The sequence below is a fragment of the Halomarina ordinaria genome (assembly GCF_030553305.1).
Classification (GTDB): domain Archaea; phylum Halobacteriota; class Halobacteria; order Halobacteriales; family Haloarculaceae; genus Halomarina; species Halomarina ordinaria.
The window spans coordinates 747,691-761,525 of the sequence record NZ_JARRAH010000001.1; the positions used below are offsets into that span (position 1 = coordinate 747,691).

The 13,835-nt window shown below is 69.7% G+C and carries 14 protein-coding genes; 9 read left to right on the forward strand and 5 right to left on the reverse strand.

The window, feature by feature from the left end:
- Positions 1-32: 32 nt before the first annotated feature.
- Positions 33-707 carry a 2,5-diamino-6-(ribosylamino)-4(3H)-pyrimidinone 5'-phosphate reductase gene (locus tag P1Y20_RS04045; RefSeq protein WP_304447373.1) on the reverse strand — a complete coding sequence of 225 codons (675 nt, stop codon included), beginning with the start codon at positions 705-707 and terminating at the stop codon, positions 33-35.
- Between the two features lie 79 nt (positions 708-786).
- Between P1Y20_RS04045 and P1Y20_RS04050 the strand changes: the two genes are divergently transcribed.
- The 4 genes from P1Y20_RS04050 to P1Y20_RS04065 all read left to right on the forward strand — a co-directional run bounded on the left by P1Y20_RS04050 (position 787) and on the right by P1Y20_RS04065 (position 7,408).
- The gene (locus P1Y20_RS04050) at positions 787-2,058 is read left to right on the forward strand and encodes a Single-stranded DNA binding protein (RefSeq protein WP_304447374.1); all 1,272 of its coding nucleotides are present in this window, start codon (positions 787-789) and stop codon (positions 2,056-2,058) included.
- Positions 2,055-3,707 carry a hypothetical protein gene (locus tag P1Y20_RS04055; RefSeq protein ID WP_304447375.1) on the forward strand — a complete coding sequence of 551 codons (1,653 nt, stop codon included), beginning with the start codon at positions 2,055-2,057 and terminating at the stop codon, positions 3,705-3,707. The genes P1Y20_RS04050 and P1Y20_RS04055 overlap by 4 nt, the downstream gene beginning before the upstream one ends.
- Positions 3,708-3,710: 3 nt before the next feature.
- Positions 3,711-4,463, forward strand: a complete 753-nt coding sequence (locus tag P1Y20_RS04060; RefSeq protein ID WP_304447376.1) for a metallophosphoesterase — start codon at positions 3,711-3,713, stop codon at positions 4,461-4,463.
- A 98-nt stretch (positions 4,464-4,561) separates the two neighbouring features.
- Complete coding sequence (locus tag P1Y20_RS04065; protein ID WP_304447377.1) at positions 4,562-7,408, forward strand: DEAD/DEAH box helicase; 2,847 nt, start codon at positions 4,562-4,564, stop codon at positions 7,406-7,408.
- A 7-nt stretch (positions 7,409-7,415) separates the two neighbouring features.
- Here the strand turns inward: P1Y20_RS04065 and P1Y20_RS04070 are convergent, their stop codons facing one another.
- Together P1Y20_RS04070 and P1Y20_RS04075 are read right to left on the reverse strand one after the other, a co-directional pair.
- Positions 7,416-7,979 (reverse strand): hypothetical protein, encoded by a 564-nt coding sequence (locus P1Y20_RS04070; RefSeq protein ID WP_304447378.1) that lies wholly within the window; start codon positions 7,977-7,979, stop codon positions 7,416-7,418.
- A 50-nt stretch (positions 7,980-8,029) separates the two neighbouring features.
- Positions 8,030-10,210 carry an AAA family ATPase gene (locus P1Y20_RS04075; RefSeq protein ID WP_304447379.1) on the reverse strand — a complete coding sequence of 727 codons (2,181 nt, stop codon included), beginning with the start codon at positions 10,208-10,210 and terminating at the stop codon, positions 8,030-8,032.
- A gap of 77 nt (positions 10,211-10,287) precedes the next feature.
- On the opposite strand from P1Y20_RS04075, the gene P1Y20_RS04080 reads away from it, so the two are divergent.
- The gene (locus P1Y20_RS04080) at positions 10,288-10,422 is read left to right on the forward strand and encodes a DUF7128 family protein (protein WP_304447380.1); all 135 of its coding nucleotides are present in this window, start codon (positions 10,288-10,290) and stop codon (positions 10,420-10,422) included.
- 150 nt (positions 10,423-10,572) lie between these two features.
- Here P1Y20_RS04080 and P1Y20_RS04085 read toward each other — a convergent pair whose 3' ends face one another.
- The gene (locus tag P1Y20_RS04085) at positions 10,573-11,037 is read right to left on the reverse strand and encodes a DUF5796 family protein (RefSeq protein ID WP_304447381.1); all 465 of its coding nucleotides are present in this window, start codon (positions 11,035-11,037) and stop codon (positions 10,573-10,575) included.
- 101 nt (positions 11,038-11,138) lie between these two features.
- Here P1Y20_RS04085 and P1Y20_RS04090 point away from each other — a divergent pair, with 101 nt between their 5' ends.
- Complete coding sequence (locus P1Y20_RS04090; protein ID WP_304447382.1) at positions 11,139-12,050, forward strand: shikimate kinase; 912 nt, start codon at positions 11,139-11,141, stop codon at positions 12,048-12,050.
- Positions 12,005-12,307: a chorismate mutase gene (locus tag P1Y20_RS04095; RefSeq protein ID WP_304447383.1), complete on the forward strand. Its 303-nt coding sequence runs from the start codon at positions 12,005-12,007 to the stop codon at positions 12,305-12,307. Before P1Y20_RS04090 ends, P1Y20_RS04095 begins: the two co-directional genes overlap by 46 nt.
- A 96-nt stretch (positions 12,308-12,403) precedes the next feature.
- Here the strand turns inward: P1Y20_RS04095 and P1Y20_RS04100 are convergent, their stop codons facing one another.
- Positions 12,404-12,988: a hypothetical protein gene (locus P1Y20_RS04100; protein ID WP_304447384.1), complete on the reverse strand. Its 585-nt coding sequence runs from the start codon at positions 12,986-12,988 to the stop codon at positions 12,404-12,406.
- A 95-nt stretch (positions 12,989-13,083) separates the two neighbouring features.
- Between P1Y20_RS04100 and P1Y20_RS04105 the strand changes: the two genes are divergently transcribed.
- The gene (locus P1Y20_RS04105) at positions 13,084-13,314 is read left to right on the forward strand and encodes an AF_0619 family ribbon-helix-helix protein (protein WP_304447385.1); all 231 of its coding nucleotides are present in this window, start codon (positions 13,084-13,086) and stop codon (positions 13,312-13,314) included.
- 9 nt (positions 13,315-13,323) lie between these two features.
- Complete coding sequence (locus tag P1Y20_RS04110; protein WP_304447386.1) at positions 13,324-13,740, forward strand: PIN domain-containing protein; 417 nt, start codon at positions 13,324-13,326, stop codon at positions 13,738-13,740.
- The last annotated feature ends 95 nt before the right edge of the window (positions 13,741-13,835 follow it).

Below are 13,835 nucleotides of genomic sequence, written 5' to 3' on the forward strand. Positions count from 1 at the left end.
CTGTCGAACGAGATGGGTTAAACGTAGTGGTATCACTCGGTTGTACCGCGTCCTTCGACGGTCCACTGGAGGACGACGCCGCCATCGAGGTACTCCGCGCCGTCGAGGTGGAGGCGGGCGAAGTCCTCGACGAACCCCTCGCCGTCGGCGGGCGTCGGCGCGTCCCGGCCCCCGACGACGAGGGGGCCGACGAAGGTCGTGAGGTCGTCGACGAGGTCGGCCGCCAGGAGGGAGAAGACGAGTTCGCCGCCCCCCTCGACCATCACGTCCGACACGTCGGCCTCCGCTTCGAGGGTGTCGAGCGCGGTCGGCAGGTCGACGCGCTCCTCGCCGGCGGTTATCACGACCGCGCCGGCCTCCACGAGCGCCTTCCGGCGGTCGGCGGGCGCGGCCTCGCTCGTCAGGACGTAGGTCGGCGCGTCCCCCGTCACCACCTCTGCGTCGGGGGGCGTCCGCGCGCGGGAGTCGGCGACGACGCGCGCCGGTACCCCCGACTTCCCGACGTGCGCGCGGTGCTCCCGGTCGAACCGGACGAGCGAGGGGTCGTCGGCGAGGACGGTCCCGACGCCGACGACGACGGCGTCCGCCTCCGCCCGGAGGCGGTCGACGCGGGCGAAGTCGGCGTCGCCGCTGATTCCGAGCTGTTCGCGTCGGCGCGTCGAGAGCTTCCCGTCGGCGCTCATCGCGACGTTGACGAGGACGTACATACACCCCCTGCACGTGCCGTCGGTATCGCGGTTTCGGTGGTGCGAACGCTTTTATTAGTCAGCGAGCAACTCATCACCGATGGACATCGACCAGCGTGCCGAGGCTCTCGCCTCCGACCTCGGTGCTGACAAAGAGGAGGTCAGAGCAGACTTGCAGAACTTACTGGAGTACGACGTCCCGGTTGACGAGGCCGTCCAGAGCCTCCGCCGGAAGTACGGTGGCGGCGGGGGCGGCGGTTCGACCCCGAGCGCGAAGGCCGTCGGCGAGGTCACCACCGAGGACGCGAGCGTGACGGTCACCGCCCGCGTGCTCACCGTCGGCAAGCGGACCATCCGCTACCAGGGTGACGACTTCACCATCTTCGAGGGGGAACTCGCCGACGACTCGGCGACCATCTCCTACACCGCCTGGAACGACTTCGACCTCGAACCGGGCGCGACCGTCACCGTCGGCAACGCCGGCGTCCGCGAGTGGGAGGGCGAACCGGAACTCAACCTCGGCGACAGCACGGACGTGACCGTCGAGGGCGAGACCCTGGAGGTCCCCTACGAGGTCGGCGGCGAGGCGGCGCTCGACGACCTCTCGCCCGGCGACCGCGGCGTGACCGTCGAGGTGGTCGTCGCGGAGGTCGAGTCGCGCACCATCGACGGCCGCGACGGCCCGACCGACATCCTGAGCGGCGTCCTCGCCGACGAGACGGCCCGCCTGCCGTTCACCGACTGGAACCCGCATCCCGACCTCACGGAGGGCGCGTCCCTGCGCCTCGCGGACTGTTACGTCCGCGAGTTCCGCGGCGTCCCGTCGGTGAACCTCTCGGAGTTCACCACCGTCACCCCCCTGGAGCGCACCGTCGAGGTGAGCGACTCGGCGCCGCGCGAGGCCATCGGCCCGGCGGTCGCCGCCGGCGGCGCCTACGACATCGAACTCGTCGGGAGCCTGCTCGACGTGCGCGACGGGTCGGGGCTCATCCAGCGCTGTCCGGAGTGCAACCGCGTCATCCAGAACGGCCAGTGCCGGAGCCACGGGCAGGTCGACGGCGAGGACGACCTGCGCGTGAAGGCCATCCTCGACGACGGCACCGGGACCGTCACCGTCGTCCTCGACCACGACCTCACCGCGGCGGTGTACGGCGGGACGCTGGAGGACGCCCTCGAACACGCCCGCGACGCCATGGACAAGGAGGTGGTCGCCGCGACCATCGCGGAGCGCGTCGTCGGCGACGAGTACCGCGTCCGGGGCGTCCTCTCGGTCGACGAGTACGGCGCGAACCTCGACGCCAGCGAGTTCGAGCGCGTCGAGGAGTCCGCCGAGGACCGTGCGCGCGCCCTCCTCTCGGAGGTGCGGGCGTGAGTTCGAACGCCCCGGGGCGCCGCGAGGTCGCCCACCGCCTGTTCGCCGCGGAGTTCGACGACGCCGACTACTCCTACTCCGAGAGCGACGAGGAGCGCGCGCCGAACTACGTCGTCACGCCGACCGGCGCGCGGGTCAACCGCCTGTTCGTCGCCGGCGTCGTCACCGAGGTGACCCGGGCCGGCGAGAACATCCTGCGCGCCCGCGTCGTCGACCCGACGGGCGCGTTCGTCGTCTACGCCGGCCAGTACCAGCCCGAGGCGATGGCGTTCCTCGAAGAGGTCGACCCGCCGACGTTCGTCGCCGTGACGGGCAAGGCGCGCACCTTCCAGCCGGAGGACTCGGACATCGTCTACACCTCCATCCGGCCCGAGAGCGTCAGCGAGATCGACGCCGCCACGCGCGACCGCTGGACCGTGACGGCCGCCGAACGGACGCTCGAACGCCTCGCCGTCTTCGACGCCGCCCTCGACGCCGGCCTGTCGGGCTCGGCGCTCACGGAGGCCCTCTCCGCGGCGGGCGTCGACGACAGCCTCGCCGCCGGAATCCCCATCGCCGTCGAACGCTACGGCACCTCACGTGCGTACCTCGCCGCGCTGCAGGACCTCTCGCTCGACGCGACCCGTCTCATCGCCGGCGAGGTGGACGCCGTCACCCCGCTCGACACCGCCCCCGACGCCGGCGACGCCCCGTTCACCCCCGCGCTGGCGACCGACGTGGACCTCTCGGGGACGGTCGCCCCCGGAACCACGGCCGCGAGCACCGACGTCGAGGGAGGTGCCGAGGAGGGCGGCGAACCGCCGACCCCCGCCGACGAACCGGACCCCGCCGGCGAGTCCGCGGCGACGACGGACGAGGAACCGACCGGCGACACGGGCGAGACGGAGCCGGGAGCGACGGCCGAGACCGCGGAGCCGGCCGCGTCGGAGACCGCAGCCCCGGACGACGAGACGGTGGACGCGACGCCGGACGAACCGTCGACGGTCACCGCCGACCCCGAACCGACGGGAGCGCAGACCGACGCGGCGGCCGAACCGGTGCCGACAGAGACGACGGAGCCGACCGAGTCCCGGGAGGAACCGTCGGAGTCCGTCGAGTCGCGACCCGGCGACGCCGCCATCGATGCGGACGACGAACCGGCCGAGGCCGCCGACGCGGACGATGAACTCGGTGACTTCGACCCCGGCGAGTTCGACCTGGACGAGGAGACCCGCCAGGAGGTCGAAGACGAGTTCGGCACCGAGTTCTCGACGGGGTCGGAGGTCGACCCCGCCGGCGAGGCCGACATCGAACCCGAGGCACCGGCGGCCGAGGAGGGCGTCGACACCGAGGAGGCCGACGCCGCGCAACCGGCAGAGGGCGACGAACCCGCCGCGGCCGAACCGGTCGAGTCGACAGACGAACCCACGGACGTCGAACCCGAAGCGGCGGAACCGGAGTCGGAACCCGCCGACGTCTCCGTCGACGAGGTACTGCTGGCGACGATGCGCGAACTGGACGACGGCGACGGCGCGCCCCGCGACGACCTCGTCGCGCAGGTGGCCGACGCCACCGCCGCGAGCCCCGACGAGGTCGAGGACGCGATTCAGGACGCGCTGATGAGCGGCCAGTGCTACGAACCGAGCGACGGCCGCCTCAAACCCATCTGACGGATGTTCGAACCGGTCCCGGGGGAACCGGCGGCCGTCGCCACCCTCGGGGACGAACGGGCGCTCGTCGTCGCAGACTACCACGCCGGTCTGGAGGTCGCCCTCCGCTCGGAGGGCGTCGAACTCCGTAGTCGTGCCGAGGAGCGCCGCGCGGCGCTCCTCGACCTGCTCGACCGGACGCGCGCCGACCGCGTCGTCTTCCTCGGCGACCTCGCGAACGCCATCGGACGGCCGGGACGCGAGGAGACGCGCGAACTCGAACGCCTCCTCGAAGCGGTCGCGCGCCGCGTCCCGGTCACCGTCGTCAAGGGCAACCACGACGGCGAGATGGAGGCCGTCCTCTCCGAGGTGGAGACCGCCCGCACCGTCGAGGTGACGCCGGGCCACGGCACCCGGGTCGGGGACGTGGGGTTCGTCCACGGCCACACCTGGCCGTCGCCGCGCGTCCTCGAGGCCGACGTGGTGGCGATGGGGCACGAACACCCGAAGGTCCGCCTCGAGGACGAGGTGGGTGGGCATCGCGCGGAACGGGCGTGGCTCCGCGGACGCCTCGTCGCAGACCCGTTCGAGGGCGTCCACGAAGGCGTTCGAATCCACGGCGAACTCGTCGTCTGCCCGGCGTTCAACGACCTGCTCGGCGGGACGTGGACGAACACGGACCAGGGCTTCCTCGCGCCGTACCTCCCCGAGGGGCTGGCCGACGCGCAGGCGTACCTGCTCGACGGGACGCGCCTCGGGGCGTACACCCGGGTGTGAGGGCGCCCCGTCGGAATCGGGACCCGTCGAGTCGCGGACCGTCCGTGTCACCGGCGCACACGCAGGGCTTAATCGGCCGACGTTCGTACTACTGACGAATGAGTGAGGGCGAGGTCACGCCGGGGATGGACGCGTTCGCGCGCCTCGGCGAGCGGGTCCGCGCGGCGCTGTCGAAGCGGGGGTTCGAGACGCCGACGGAGCCGCAGCGCCGGGCGATTCCGCCGCTCGTCGCCGGGCGCAACGCGCTCGTCATCGCGCCGACCGGGACGGGAAAGACCGAGACGGCGATGCTCCCCGTGCTCGATGCCGTCGTGCGACGACGCGACGAATCCGGCGGCATCCACGGCATCTCCGCGCTGTACGTCACGCCCCTGCGGGCGCTCAACCGCGACATGCGCGAGCGCCTGGAGTGGTGGGGCGAGGAACTCGCCCTCGACATCGACGTGCGCCACGGCGACACCACCCGGTATCGGCGCACCCAGCAGGCCGACGACCCCCCGGACGTGCTGGTGACGACGCCCGAGACGCTCCAGGCGATGCTCACCGGCGAGAAGCTCCGGGTGGCGCTCTCGGACGTACACCACGTCGTCGTCGACGAGGTCCACGAACTGGCGAGTTCCAAGCGCGGCGCGCAGTTGACCGTCGGCCTCGAACGCCTCCACGAACTCGCCGGGCGGTTCCAGCGCATCGGCCTCTCGGCGACCGTCGGCGACCCCGAGGAGGTGGGGAAGTTCCTCACCGGCGACCGGGGGTGCGCCGTCGTCGAGGTGGACGCCGGCAGCGAACTCGACCTCCGGGTACTCACCCCCGAGGTGACGCCGGAGGACGAACGCCTCGCGGGACGGCTGATGACCGACCCGGACATCGCGAGCCACGTCCGTGCGATTCGTGACGTCGTCGAGGCCCACGACTCGACGCTCGTGTTCGTCAACACTCGTCAGACGGCCGAGGCGCTCGGCTCGCGGTTCAAGGAGCTGGACGTGAACATCGGCATCCACCACGGGTCGCTCTCGAAGGAGGCGCGCATCGAGGTGGAAGACGCGTTCAAGGCCGGGACCATCGACGCGCTGCTCTGTACCTCCTCGATGGAACTCGGCATCGACGTGGGCCGTATCGACCACGTCGTCCAGTACTCCAGTCCCCGCGAGGTCGCCCGGTTGCTCCAGCGCGTCGGGCGCGCCGGCCACCGCCGCGACGTGGTCTCCTCGGGGACGGTCGTGACGACGCGCCCGGACGACACCTTCGAGGCGCTGGCCATCGCCGACCGGGCGATGCGCGGGGCGGTCGAACCCGCCAACATCCACCACGGCAGCCTCGACACCGTCGCCAACCAGGTGGCCGGCCTGCTGATGGACTTCGGCGAACTCGACGCGCGGCGGGCCTACGAGATACTCACCCGGGCGTACCCCTTCCGCGACCTCACCGCCGAGCAGTTCCGCGAGGTGGTGCGCGAACTCTCGGAGAACCGCATCCTCTGGCTGGAGGAGGAGGCCGACCGACTGGAGAAGTCGGGCGGCACCTGGCAGTACGTCTACGCCAACCTCTCGATGATACCCGACGAGGCCACCTACCGGGTGTACGACATGGCCGCCGGCCGGCAGGTCGGGACGCTCGACGAGCGGTTCGTCGTCAACTTCGCCACCCCGGGGGAGGTGTTCATCCAGCGCGGCGAGATGTGGCGCATCACCGAGGTCGACGAGGAGGAGGAGGAGGTGAAGGTGACGCCCGTCGGCGACCCCGCCGGCGAGGTGCCGTCGTGGACCGGCCAGGAGATTCCCGTCCCCTTCGACGTCGCCCAGGACGTCGCAGCCCTCCGCGCCCGGGCGCGCGAGCGCTTCGACGCGGGCCACTCCCGCGCGGCCGTCGCCCGGTGGCTCTGCGAGCAGTACCCCACCGACGAGCACACCGCGAGCGAGGCGCTCGTCCAGGTGGCGGGCCACGACGGGCCGATGCCGACGGCGACGCACCTCGTCGTCGAGTTCTTCGGCCGGGAGGTGGTGGTCAACGCCCCCTTCGGCCACCGGGTGAACGAGACGCTCGGGCGCCTGCTCGCGGCGCTGCTCGGCCAGCGCAGCGGGTCGTCCGTCGGGATGGACGTCGACCCCTACCGCATCGAACTGGAGGTGCCGACCGGCGTGACCGGCTACGACGTGGTCGAGCAGCTAGAGGGGACCGACCCGGAGCACGTCCGGGCGCTCATCGAACTCTCGCTGAAGAACGCCGACGCGCTGAAGTTCAAACTCGCGCAGGTGGCGACGAAGTTCGGCGCGCTCAAACGCTGGCGCGGGGGGAGCGGGAGTTTCGGCCGGTCGCGCCTCCTCGAGGCCCTCCGCGACACCCCCATCTACGACGAAGCGGTGAGGGAAGTCCTCCACGAGGACCTCGACGCGCCGGGGGCGAGCGACGTCCTCCGGCGCATCCGCGAGGGCGAACTCACCCTGGAGGCGGTCAACGACCGGACGGCCATCGGTCGCGGCGGGCGCTCGGGCAGTCGGGAACTGCTCGCCCCGGAGAACGCTGACGCGAGCGTCATCGAGACGGTCCGCGAGCGTATCCAGGAGGACCGCGTGTTGCTCTGTTGCGTCCACTGCAAGGAGTGGGACCGCACCCAGCAGGTGCGCCGGGTCGCGGAGCAACCGGAGTGCCCGAACTGCGGGTCGACGCGGGTGGCCGCGCTCAACCCGTGGGCCGACGAGGTGGTCCAGGCCGTCCGATCGACGGAGAAGGACGACGAACAGGAGAAACAGACCGAGCGCGCCTACCGCGCGGCCGGCCTCGTCCAGAGCCACGGCAAGCAGGCGGTCGTCGCGCTCGCGGCGCGGGGCGTCGGCCCGCACAACGCCGCCCGTATCATCTCCAAACTCCGTGAGGACGAGGACGACTTCTACCGCGACATCCTCACCCAGGAGCGCCGCTACGCCCGGACGAACTCGTTCTGGGACTGACCGCGGCTCACTTCGTCGCCCGGACCTGCCGTCGCGGTGTCCCCTCCGACGACCCGGACCGGTCGAACAGCGCCTCGACGCGGGCGACGCCGGCGGCCGCGCTCTGGCCGTGGCCGGTGTAGTGGGCGTAGGCGACCAGCGGGTTGAGGCTGGCGTACTCCTCGTGGGCGTAGACGTGCGTGACCCCCTCGTCCTCGTCCGGGAACAGCATCACGTGGAGCTGTCGGCGCGCGAGCAGGTGGTCGAGGAGGACCCACGACCCGGCGCTCGCGACCCCGTCGCGGGTCTTCACGCGCGCCAGCGGGTGGCGGCGGAATCCCGCCGCCCAGAGGTCGTCCTCGACGGCCTCGAGGGGCGCGGCGAGCGTCATCGCGAACTCGCGGGGTTCTATCTCGCGGGCGGTCGTCCCGGGGAGCCACCCCTGGAAGGGGGCCGCGACGGCGGGGAACCACTCGCGGTGGAGGCGTTCGACCCAGTCGGCGTCCGGTCCGAGGCGGGCGCGCCCCACCACCCGGTAGGCGAGGACGGCGAACAGCGAGACGACCGGCGCGAGCACCCTGGCGGGGTCCATGTGCAACTCAGTACGCGGAGTCACGGCAAGGAACTACCGGAACGAGTCCGTCAGTGCCCGCCGCTCGGGGGTTCGACCTTCGCGCGGGCGTCCTCGAAGTGGCCGCGGTCGATGCGTATCTCGTCGGCACGTTCGTTGGCCGCCTCCGGCCCGATGTCGTCGGCGAGGCCACGGATGGCGAACAGCGACGCCTGCCGGACGAGCGCCTCCAGGTCCGCACCGGAGTAGCCCCCGGTATCGGCGGCGAGTTCGTCGAGGTCGACCTCCTCGGCGAGGGGCTTCTCGTCGGTGTGGACCGCGAGGATGGCCCGTCGCGCCGCCTCGTCCGGGAGCGGGACCTCGAGGTGCGATTCGAGGCGACCGGGGCGCAGGAGCGCGGCGTCGAGCGACTCGTAGCGGTTCGTCGCGGCGAGCACCATCAGGTTGGGGTTGGCCGTGAGGCCGTCGAGTTCCGTCAGCAACTGCGAGACGACGCGCTCGGTCACCTCGTGGCCCTCGCCGCGGCGGCCCGCGAGGGCGTCTATCTCGTCGAAGAAGACGATGGTCGGGGCGGTCTGGCGCGCGCGCTCGAACACCTCGCGGATGGCCTTCTCTGACTCGCCGACGTACTTGTCGATGAGTTCCGGCCCCGCGACGTGGATGAAGTTGACGCCGCTCTCGCCGGCGATGGCCCGCGCGAGCAGGGTCTTTCCCGTCCCCGGTGGGCCGTACAGCAAGATGCCCGAGGGAGGTGCGGTGTTCGTCGCGGTGAAGAGGTTCTCGTAGGAGAGCGGCCACATCACGGCCTCCCGGAGCGTCGCCTTCACCTCCGTCAACCCGCCGACGTCGTCGAACGTCGTCAGCGGCGTCTCGACGACGTACTCGCGCATCGCGCTCGGGTCGACCGCCGCCATCGCCGACTCGAAGTCGGCGCGCGTGACCGACAGGGCGGCCCCGTCGTCCTCCTCGCGGTCGTGGCGGTAGCGTCGTAGCGAACTCATCGCCGCCTCGGTCGTGAGCGAGCGGATGTCGGCGCCGACGAAGCCGTGGGTCCGACTCGCGAGCGTGTCGAGGTCGACGTCCTCGCCGAGGGGCATCCCCCGGGTGTGGACGTCGAGTATCTCGCGGCGGCCCGCCTCGTTCGGGACGCCGATCTCTATCTCCCGGTCGAACCGGCCGCCGCGTCTGAGCGCCGGGTCGATGGCGTCGACGCGGTTGGTCGCGCCGATGACGACCATCTCGTCGCGCCCGCTGAGGCCGTCGAGTTCCGTCAGCAACTGGGCGACGACGCGGTTCTCCATGTCGGCGTCGTCGTCGCGGGCGCCGCCGATGGAGTCTATCTCGTCGATGAACAGGATGGTCGGGGCGTTGGCGCGCGCCTCCTCGAACTTCTCCCGGATGCGCTCTTCGGACTCGCCCTTGTACTTCGAGACCACCTCCGGTCCGGAGATGGTGGTGAAGTAGGCGTCCACCTCGTTGGCGACGGCCTTCGCGATGAGCGTCTTGCCCGTCCCCGGCGGGCCGTGGAGCAGGACGCCGCGGGGCGGTTCGACGCCGAGGCGGCGGAACAGCTCCGGTTCGGCGAGCGGGAGCTCTATCATCTCGCGGATGAGGTCGAGTTCCTCGTCCAGCCCGCCGATGTCCTCGTAGGTGACGTCGCTCGCCTCGCTCCCGGACGGCGCGGCCGTCGTCGGTGGCGCACCCGACCCGGCGGTGCTCGACTGGCCGCCGGACTCGCCCTCGCTCCCCTCGCCCGCCGAGGAGCGCGCGCGCCGCCCCGGGACGACGGTCACTCGGGTGTCCTCGGTGACCCGGACCGTCCCGTCCGGAGTGGTGCTCGTGATGTGGGCGTGGTCGCCGATGTCCTCGAGGTGGATGCGCTCGCCGGCGCGGATGGGCCGGTCGAGGAGTCGCCGCGTGACGTAGGCGGTGAGTTCGTCGTGCTCGGGCGTCTCGGGGAGCGAGACGGTGGCCCGTCGGGCGTCCTCGACGGGTTCCTTCCGGACGGTGACGGTCTCGCCGATGGTGACGTCCGCGTTGCGGCGCGTGTCCGCGTCGACGCGGACGACGCCGTCCTCGCCGCCGGGCCACACCTTCGCGACCGTCTCGCGTCCGCCCTCGCTCTCGATGACGACCGTCTCGCCGCTCAGGATGCCGAGCGTCCGGCACGTCGCGTTCGAGAGGCGGGCGATGCCGCGCCCCGCGTCTCGCTTCTCGGCTCCCTGGACGGTGAGGTCGACGCCGCGTGTCATGGTCGACGTTTCGTCGCCGCTGACTTTACCCCACCGACGGGGTAACGGCTTTGAGGAACGAGCGGCGACATCGAACCATGGTGACACAGGTCGAACGAGACGACGGGACGTGGTACGCCTGTGAGGACTGCGGGTTCATGCTGGAAGACCGGGAGGACGCCGAACGACACGAGGAACACTGCGACGCGGAAGAACCGACGTACATCCAGTGAGAAACGAGTTCGAGAGCGGGTTCGACGGAGGGTGAGAACCGACGGTGGCTGGCGGTCACGCGGGTCGAGTACGGACGGGACCGGGCACCGACGCTCCCCCGGCGTCGGGGGCCGTCTCCGACTCGTCGTCCGTCTCACCCGTCGTCCGTCTCACCCGTCGACCGTCTCCTCGTAGGGACGGTCCTCCTCGTCGGGGGCGACGAGTTCCCAGGCGAACTCGCCGGTCTCGTCCTCCGCGAAGACGAACACGCGGCCGCCGGCCTGTTCGAGGTCGGCCTCGACCTCGATGCGGTACGACCCCTGTCGGACGGTGACGCCGGGGAATATCGAGGACTCCTCGTCCCGGTCCAGGAGGACGCGCCCGACGCCCGTATCCTCCAGTATCTCGTCGGCCGTGCTGCGGTCGTTGACGTACACCAGGACGCCCTGCGTCCCCGTCGGGTCGGTGACGAGCACGTGGACGTCCTTGCCGGGCGGGGTGAGGACGGACCCCTCCGCTCGCTCGGGCACGCCGTGGTAGAAGACCGACCGCCCGTCGGTGTACTCGACGCCGACGCCGGCCGGGTCGAGTTCGACGGGGAGGGTGTCGGGGGCGATGTCGCTGCGGAACTCCATACCCGTGGTTTCGCGGGCGGGCGGAAAAACGCCGCGAAGGCGCGCGCCGCGCCGTTACCGTAACCACCAGCGGTAAGTGCTCACGCGAGCGAGAGAGGGGCGTGACCGACACCGGACGGGCGACGGCCCCCGCGGCGGGGACCGTCCTCAACGCGCTCGCGACGGGGGTCGGCAGCGCGTTCGCCATCGACCTGGACACGACGGCCACCGTCACCCTCGACGGGAGCGACGCCGTCTCCGGCGAAGTCGCGGAGGCCCCCGAGGCGGACACCCGCCTCGTCGAGCGGTGCGTCGAACTCGTCGTCGAGCGGTTCGGCGACGGAGGGGGCGGGCACGTCCGCACCGAGAGCGAGGTACCGATGGCCGCCGGGCTGAAGAGTTCGAGCGCCGCCGCCAACGCGACGGTCCTCGCGACGCTCGACGCACTCGGCGTCGGGTACACCGACGACGAGGAGACGGTCGGTGGGTCGGAGGGCAGAGCCGACGACCCGACGCCGACTCGCGCCGACGCCGCGCGCATCGGCGTGCGGGCCGCCCGCGAGACGGGCGTCACCGTGACGGGGGCGTTCGACGACGCCAGCGCCTCCATGCTCGGCGGCCTCACCCTCACCGACAACGAGCGCGACGAGGTACTGAAACGCGACGTCGTGGAGTGGGACGTCCTCGTCTGGGCACCTCCCGAACAGGCGTTCAGCGCCGACGCGGACGTGGCGGCCTGCCGGAGCGTCGCGCCGATGGCCGACCTCGTGGCCGACCTGACCCGCGAGGGGGCCTACGGCCGGGCGATGACGGTCAACGGCCTCGCGTTCTGCGCGGCGCTCGACTTCCCGACCGACCCCCTCGTGGCGGCGATGCCGCACGCGACGGGGGCCTCACTGTCGGGGACCGGCCCGAGTTTCGTCGCCGTCGGCGACCGAGAGGCGCTCGCGACCGTCCGCGACCACTGGGACACGTACGAAGGAACCACATGGCTGACCAGAACACAACAGGCGGGCGCCAGGACGAATCCCTAGACGCGCTCCGCGAAGAGATACAGAGCATCGACCGCGAGATGGTGGAACTCATCGCTCAGCGCACCTACGTCGCCGAGAGCATCGCGCGGGTGAAACGCGAGCAGGGCCTCCCCACCACCGACGAGCAACAGGAAGAACAGGTGATGGAACGCGCCGGCGAGAACGCCGCCCGTTTCGACGTGGACTCGAACCTCGTGAAGGCCATCTTTCGACTCCTCATCGAGTTGAACAAGGTTCATCAAAGAGAGAATCGCTGAGAAACGCTGTTTCCGGAGGACTGAACGCCCTCAGAAGACGTCTTCCGACTGTTGTTCAATCTTGATGGGGCAGTAGGTGATTGTGCTGTCGCCTGTCTATTCTCCAATCGCTATCGTGAAGCCCCACGTGAACCCTTCCCACGTCGTATCTGTTCCACGCTTTGGCGGGAACGATTCCTCGAAACGGTACTCCCCTGCGGGCAGACAGTCATCGCTTTCGGGCTCCGGGCCGAACCACTTGTCCATCGTCGCCTCCATTATTTCCTGCTCTGGGTAATGCAATACGGTGTATTCGGTCTGAATGCGCTCGCCTGCATCGAGCGACTGCCATCTGAGAACATCGTGGCGGATGAAGCGGACGAGATTCGTTTGCCAGCATCCTTCGACCGGACGGTCTGGGATAATCTGTTCGTCGGTTCCGAGTGCGTACCGTTGAATCCCTCTGTCAGTTGGAACGAGAACGAGCAGACAGTCTTCTTCACTCCAGATGTTGGAAAACGGTTGGACTGGGCCGAAGCCAACCGTTCGCTCTGTCGAAGAACGATTCTCGAATGAGCCACGAATCCGAGCGGGGACATCAGGTGAAAAATCACGCAATTTCTCTACTCCGAGCCGGAACGGAACGTTCCTCGGCTGAGAGTCGCCGGCAACGTCGATGTTCGGATACCACTCGGAGGGCATACCTGCTGAAAAGGTACTCTATGCGATAAAATCCACCCCGTGCCGAGTCGGTAGCACCGAAAGGCACAGTATTCTGTGTCCCCACAGTTTCCTATATGCCCACCATCACGGTCAACGTGGATGACGCCCTCAAAGAGCGGATGGAGAAGCACCCGGAAATCAACTGGAGCGAGGTGACTCGACAGGCCATCCGAGACAAAATCGAGAAACTCGAACTAATGGACGAACTGACCGCCGAGAGCGAACTCACTGACGCCGACGTAGACGAAATTGCCGCCAAAATCAACGAGAGCGCACGGAAGCGCATCGAAGGAGAGTCGGAGTAGTTCTGACGGATGAAGTTGGTCGTCGATGCGAACGTCGTCATCTCTGCACTCATCGCTGACTCGAAGACTCGGGAACTCATCGTCACACTCGAACCGGAACTGCTGACGCCCGAGGTCGTCCACGACGAAATCGAGGACTACGAAACCCTCATCGTCGAGAAGTCGGGGATGGAACTGGAGCGGGTACGCCAGTTCATGGGCCTCTTGTTCCAGTACATCGAGACGGTGCCTGCCAGTGAATTCTACCCGTACATCGAGGAGGCCGAAGAAGCGATAGGTGACACCGACCCCGACGACGTACTGTACGTCGCCTGTGCGCTCGCTCGTGACGCAGGGGTGTGGAGCGACGATTCTGATTTCGATGAACAAGACCTCGTGCCGGTGTTCACGACCAGTGAGGTCGTCGAATTATTCGATACGCTGTAATTCTACAACTCCCGAGGGAATCGAATGAGTGGTAAATTGCGCTGTCCCACATGGTGGATTTCACCTATCTGAACAAAGTGGAGCAGCGGGAGAGT

Bases quoted from the DNA above. Each gene is read 5' to 3' on its own strand.
- P1Y20_RS04045 (WP_304447373.1), bottom strand. From the start codon at position 707: ATGTACGTCCTCGTCAACGTCGCGATGAGCGCCGACGGGAAGCTCTCG.
- P1Y20_RS04050 (WP_304447374.1), top strand. From the start codon at position 787: ATGGACATCGACCAGCGTGCCGAGGCTCTCGCCTCCGACCTCGGTGCT.
- P1Y20_RS04060 (WP_304447376.1), top strand. From the start codon at position 3,711: ATGTTCGAACCGGTCCCGGGGGAACCGGCGGCCGTCGCCACCCTCGGG.
- P1Y20_RS04065 (WP_304447377.1), top strand. From the start codon at position 4,562: ATGAGTGAGGGCGAGGTCACGCCGGGGATGGACGCGTTCGCGCGCCTC.
- P1Y20_RS04070 (WP_304447378.1), bottom strand. From the start codon at position 7,979: ATGGACCCCGCCAGGGTGCTCGCGCCGGTCGTCTCGCTGTTCGCCGTC.
- P1Y20_RS04075 (WP_304447379.1), bottom strand. From the start codon at position 10,210: ATGACACGCGGCGTCGACCTCACCGTCCAGGGAGCCGAGAAGCGAGAC.
- P1Y20_RS04080 (WP_304447380.1), top strand. From the start codon at position 10,288: ATGGTGACACAGGTCGAACGAGACGACGGGACGTGGTACGCCTGTGAG.
- P1Y20_RS04085 (WP_304447381.1), bottom strand. From the start codon at position 11,037: ATGGAGTTCCGCAGCGACATCGCCCCCGACACCCTCCCCGTCGAACTC.
- P1Y20_RS04095 (WP_304447383.1), top strand. From the start codon at position 12,005: ATGGCTGACCAGAACACAACAGGCGGGCGCCAGGACGAATCCCTAGAC.
- P1Y20_RS04100 (WP_304447384.1), bottom strand. From the start codon at position 12,988: ATGCCCTCCGAGTGGTATCCGAACATCGACGTTGCCGGCGACTCTCAG.
- P1Y20_RS04105 (WP_304447385.1), top strand. From the start codon at position 13,084: ATGCCCACCATCACGGTCAACGTGGATGACGCCCTCAAAGAGCGGATG.
- P1Y20_RS04110 (WP_304447386.1), top strand. From the start codon at position 13,324: ATGAAGTTGGTCGTCGATGCGAACGTCGTCATCTCTGCACTCATCGCT.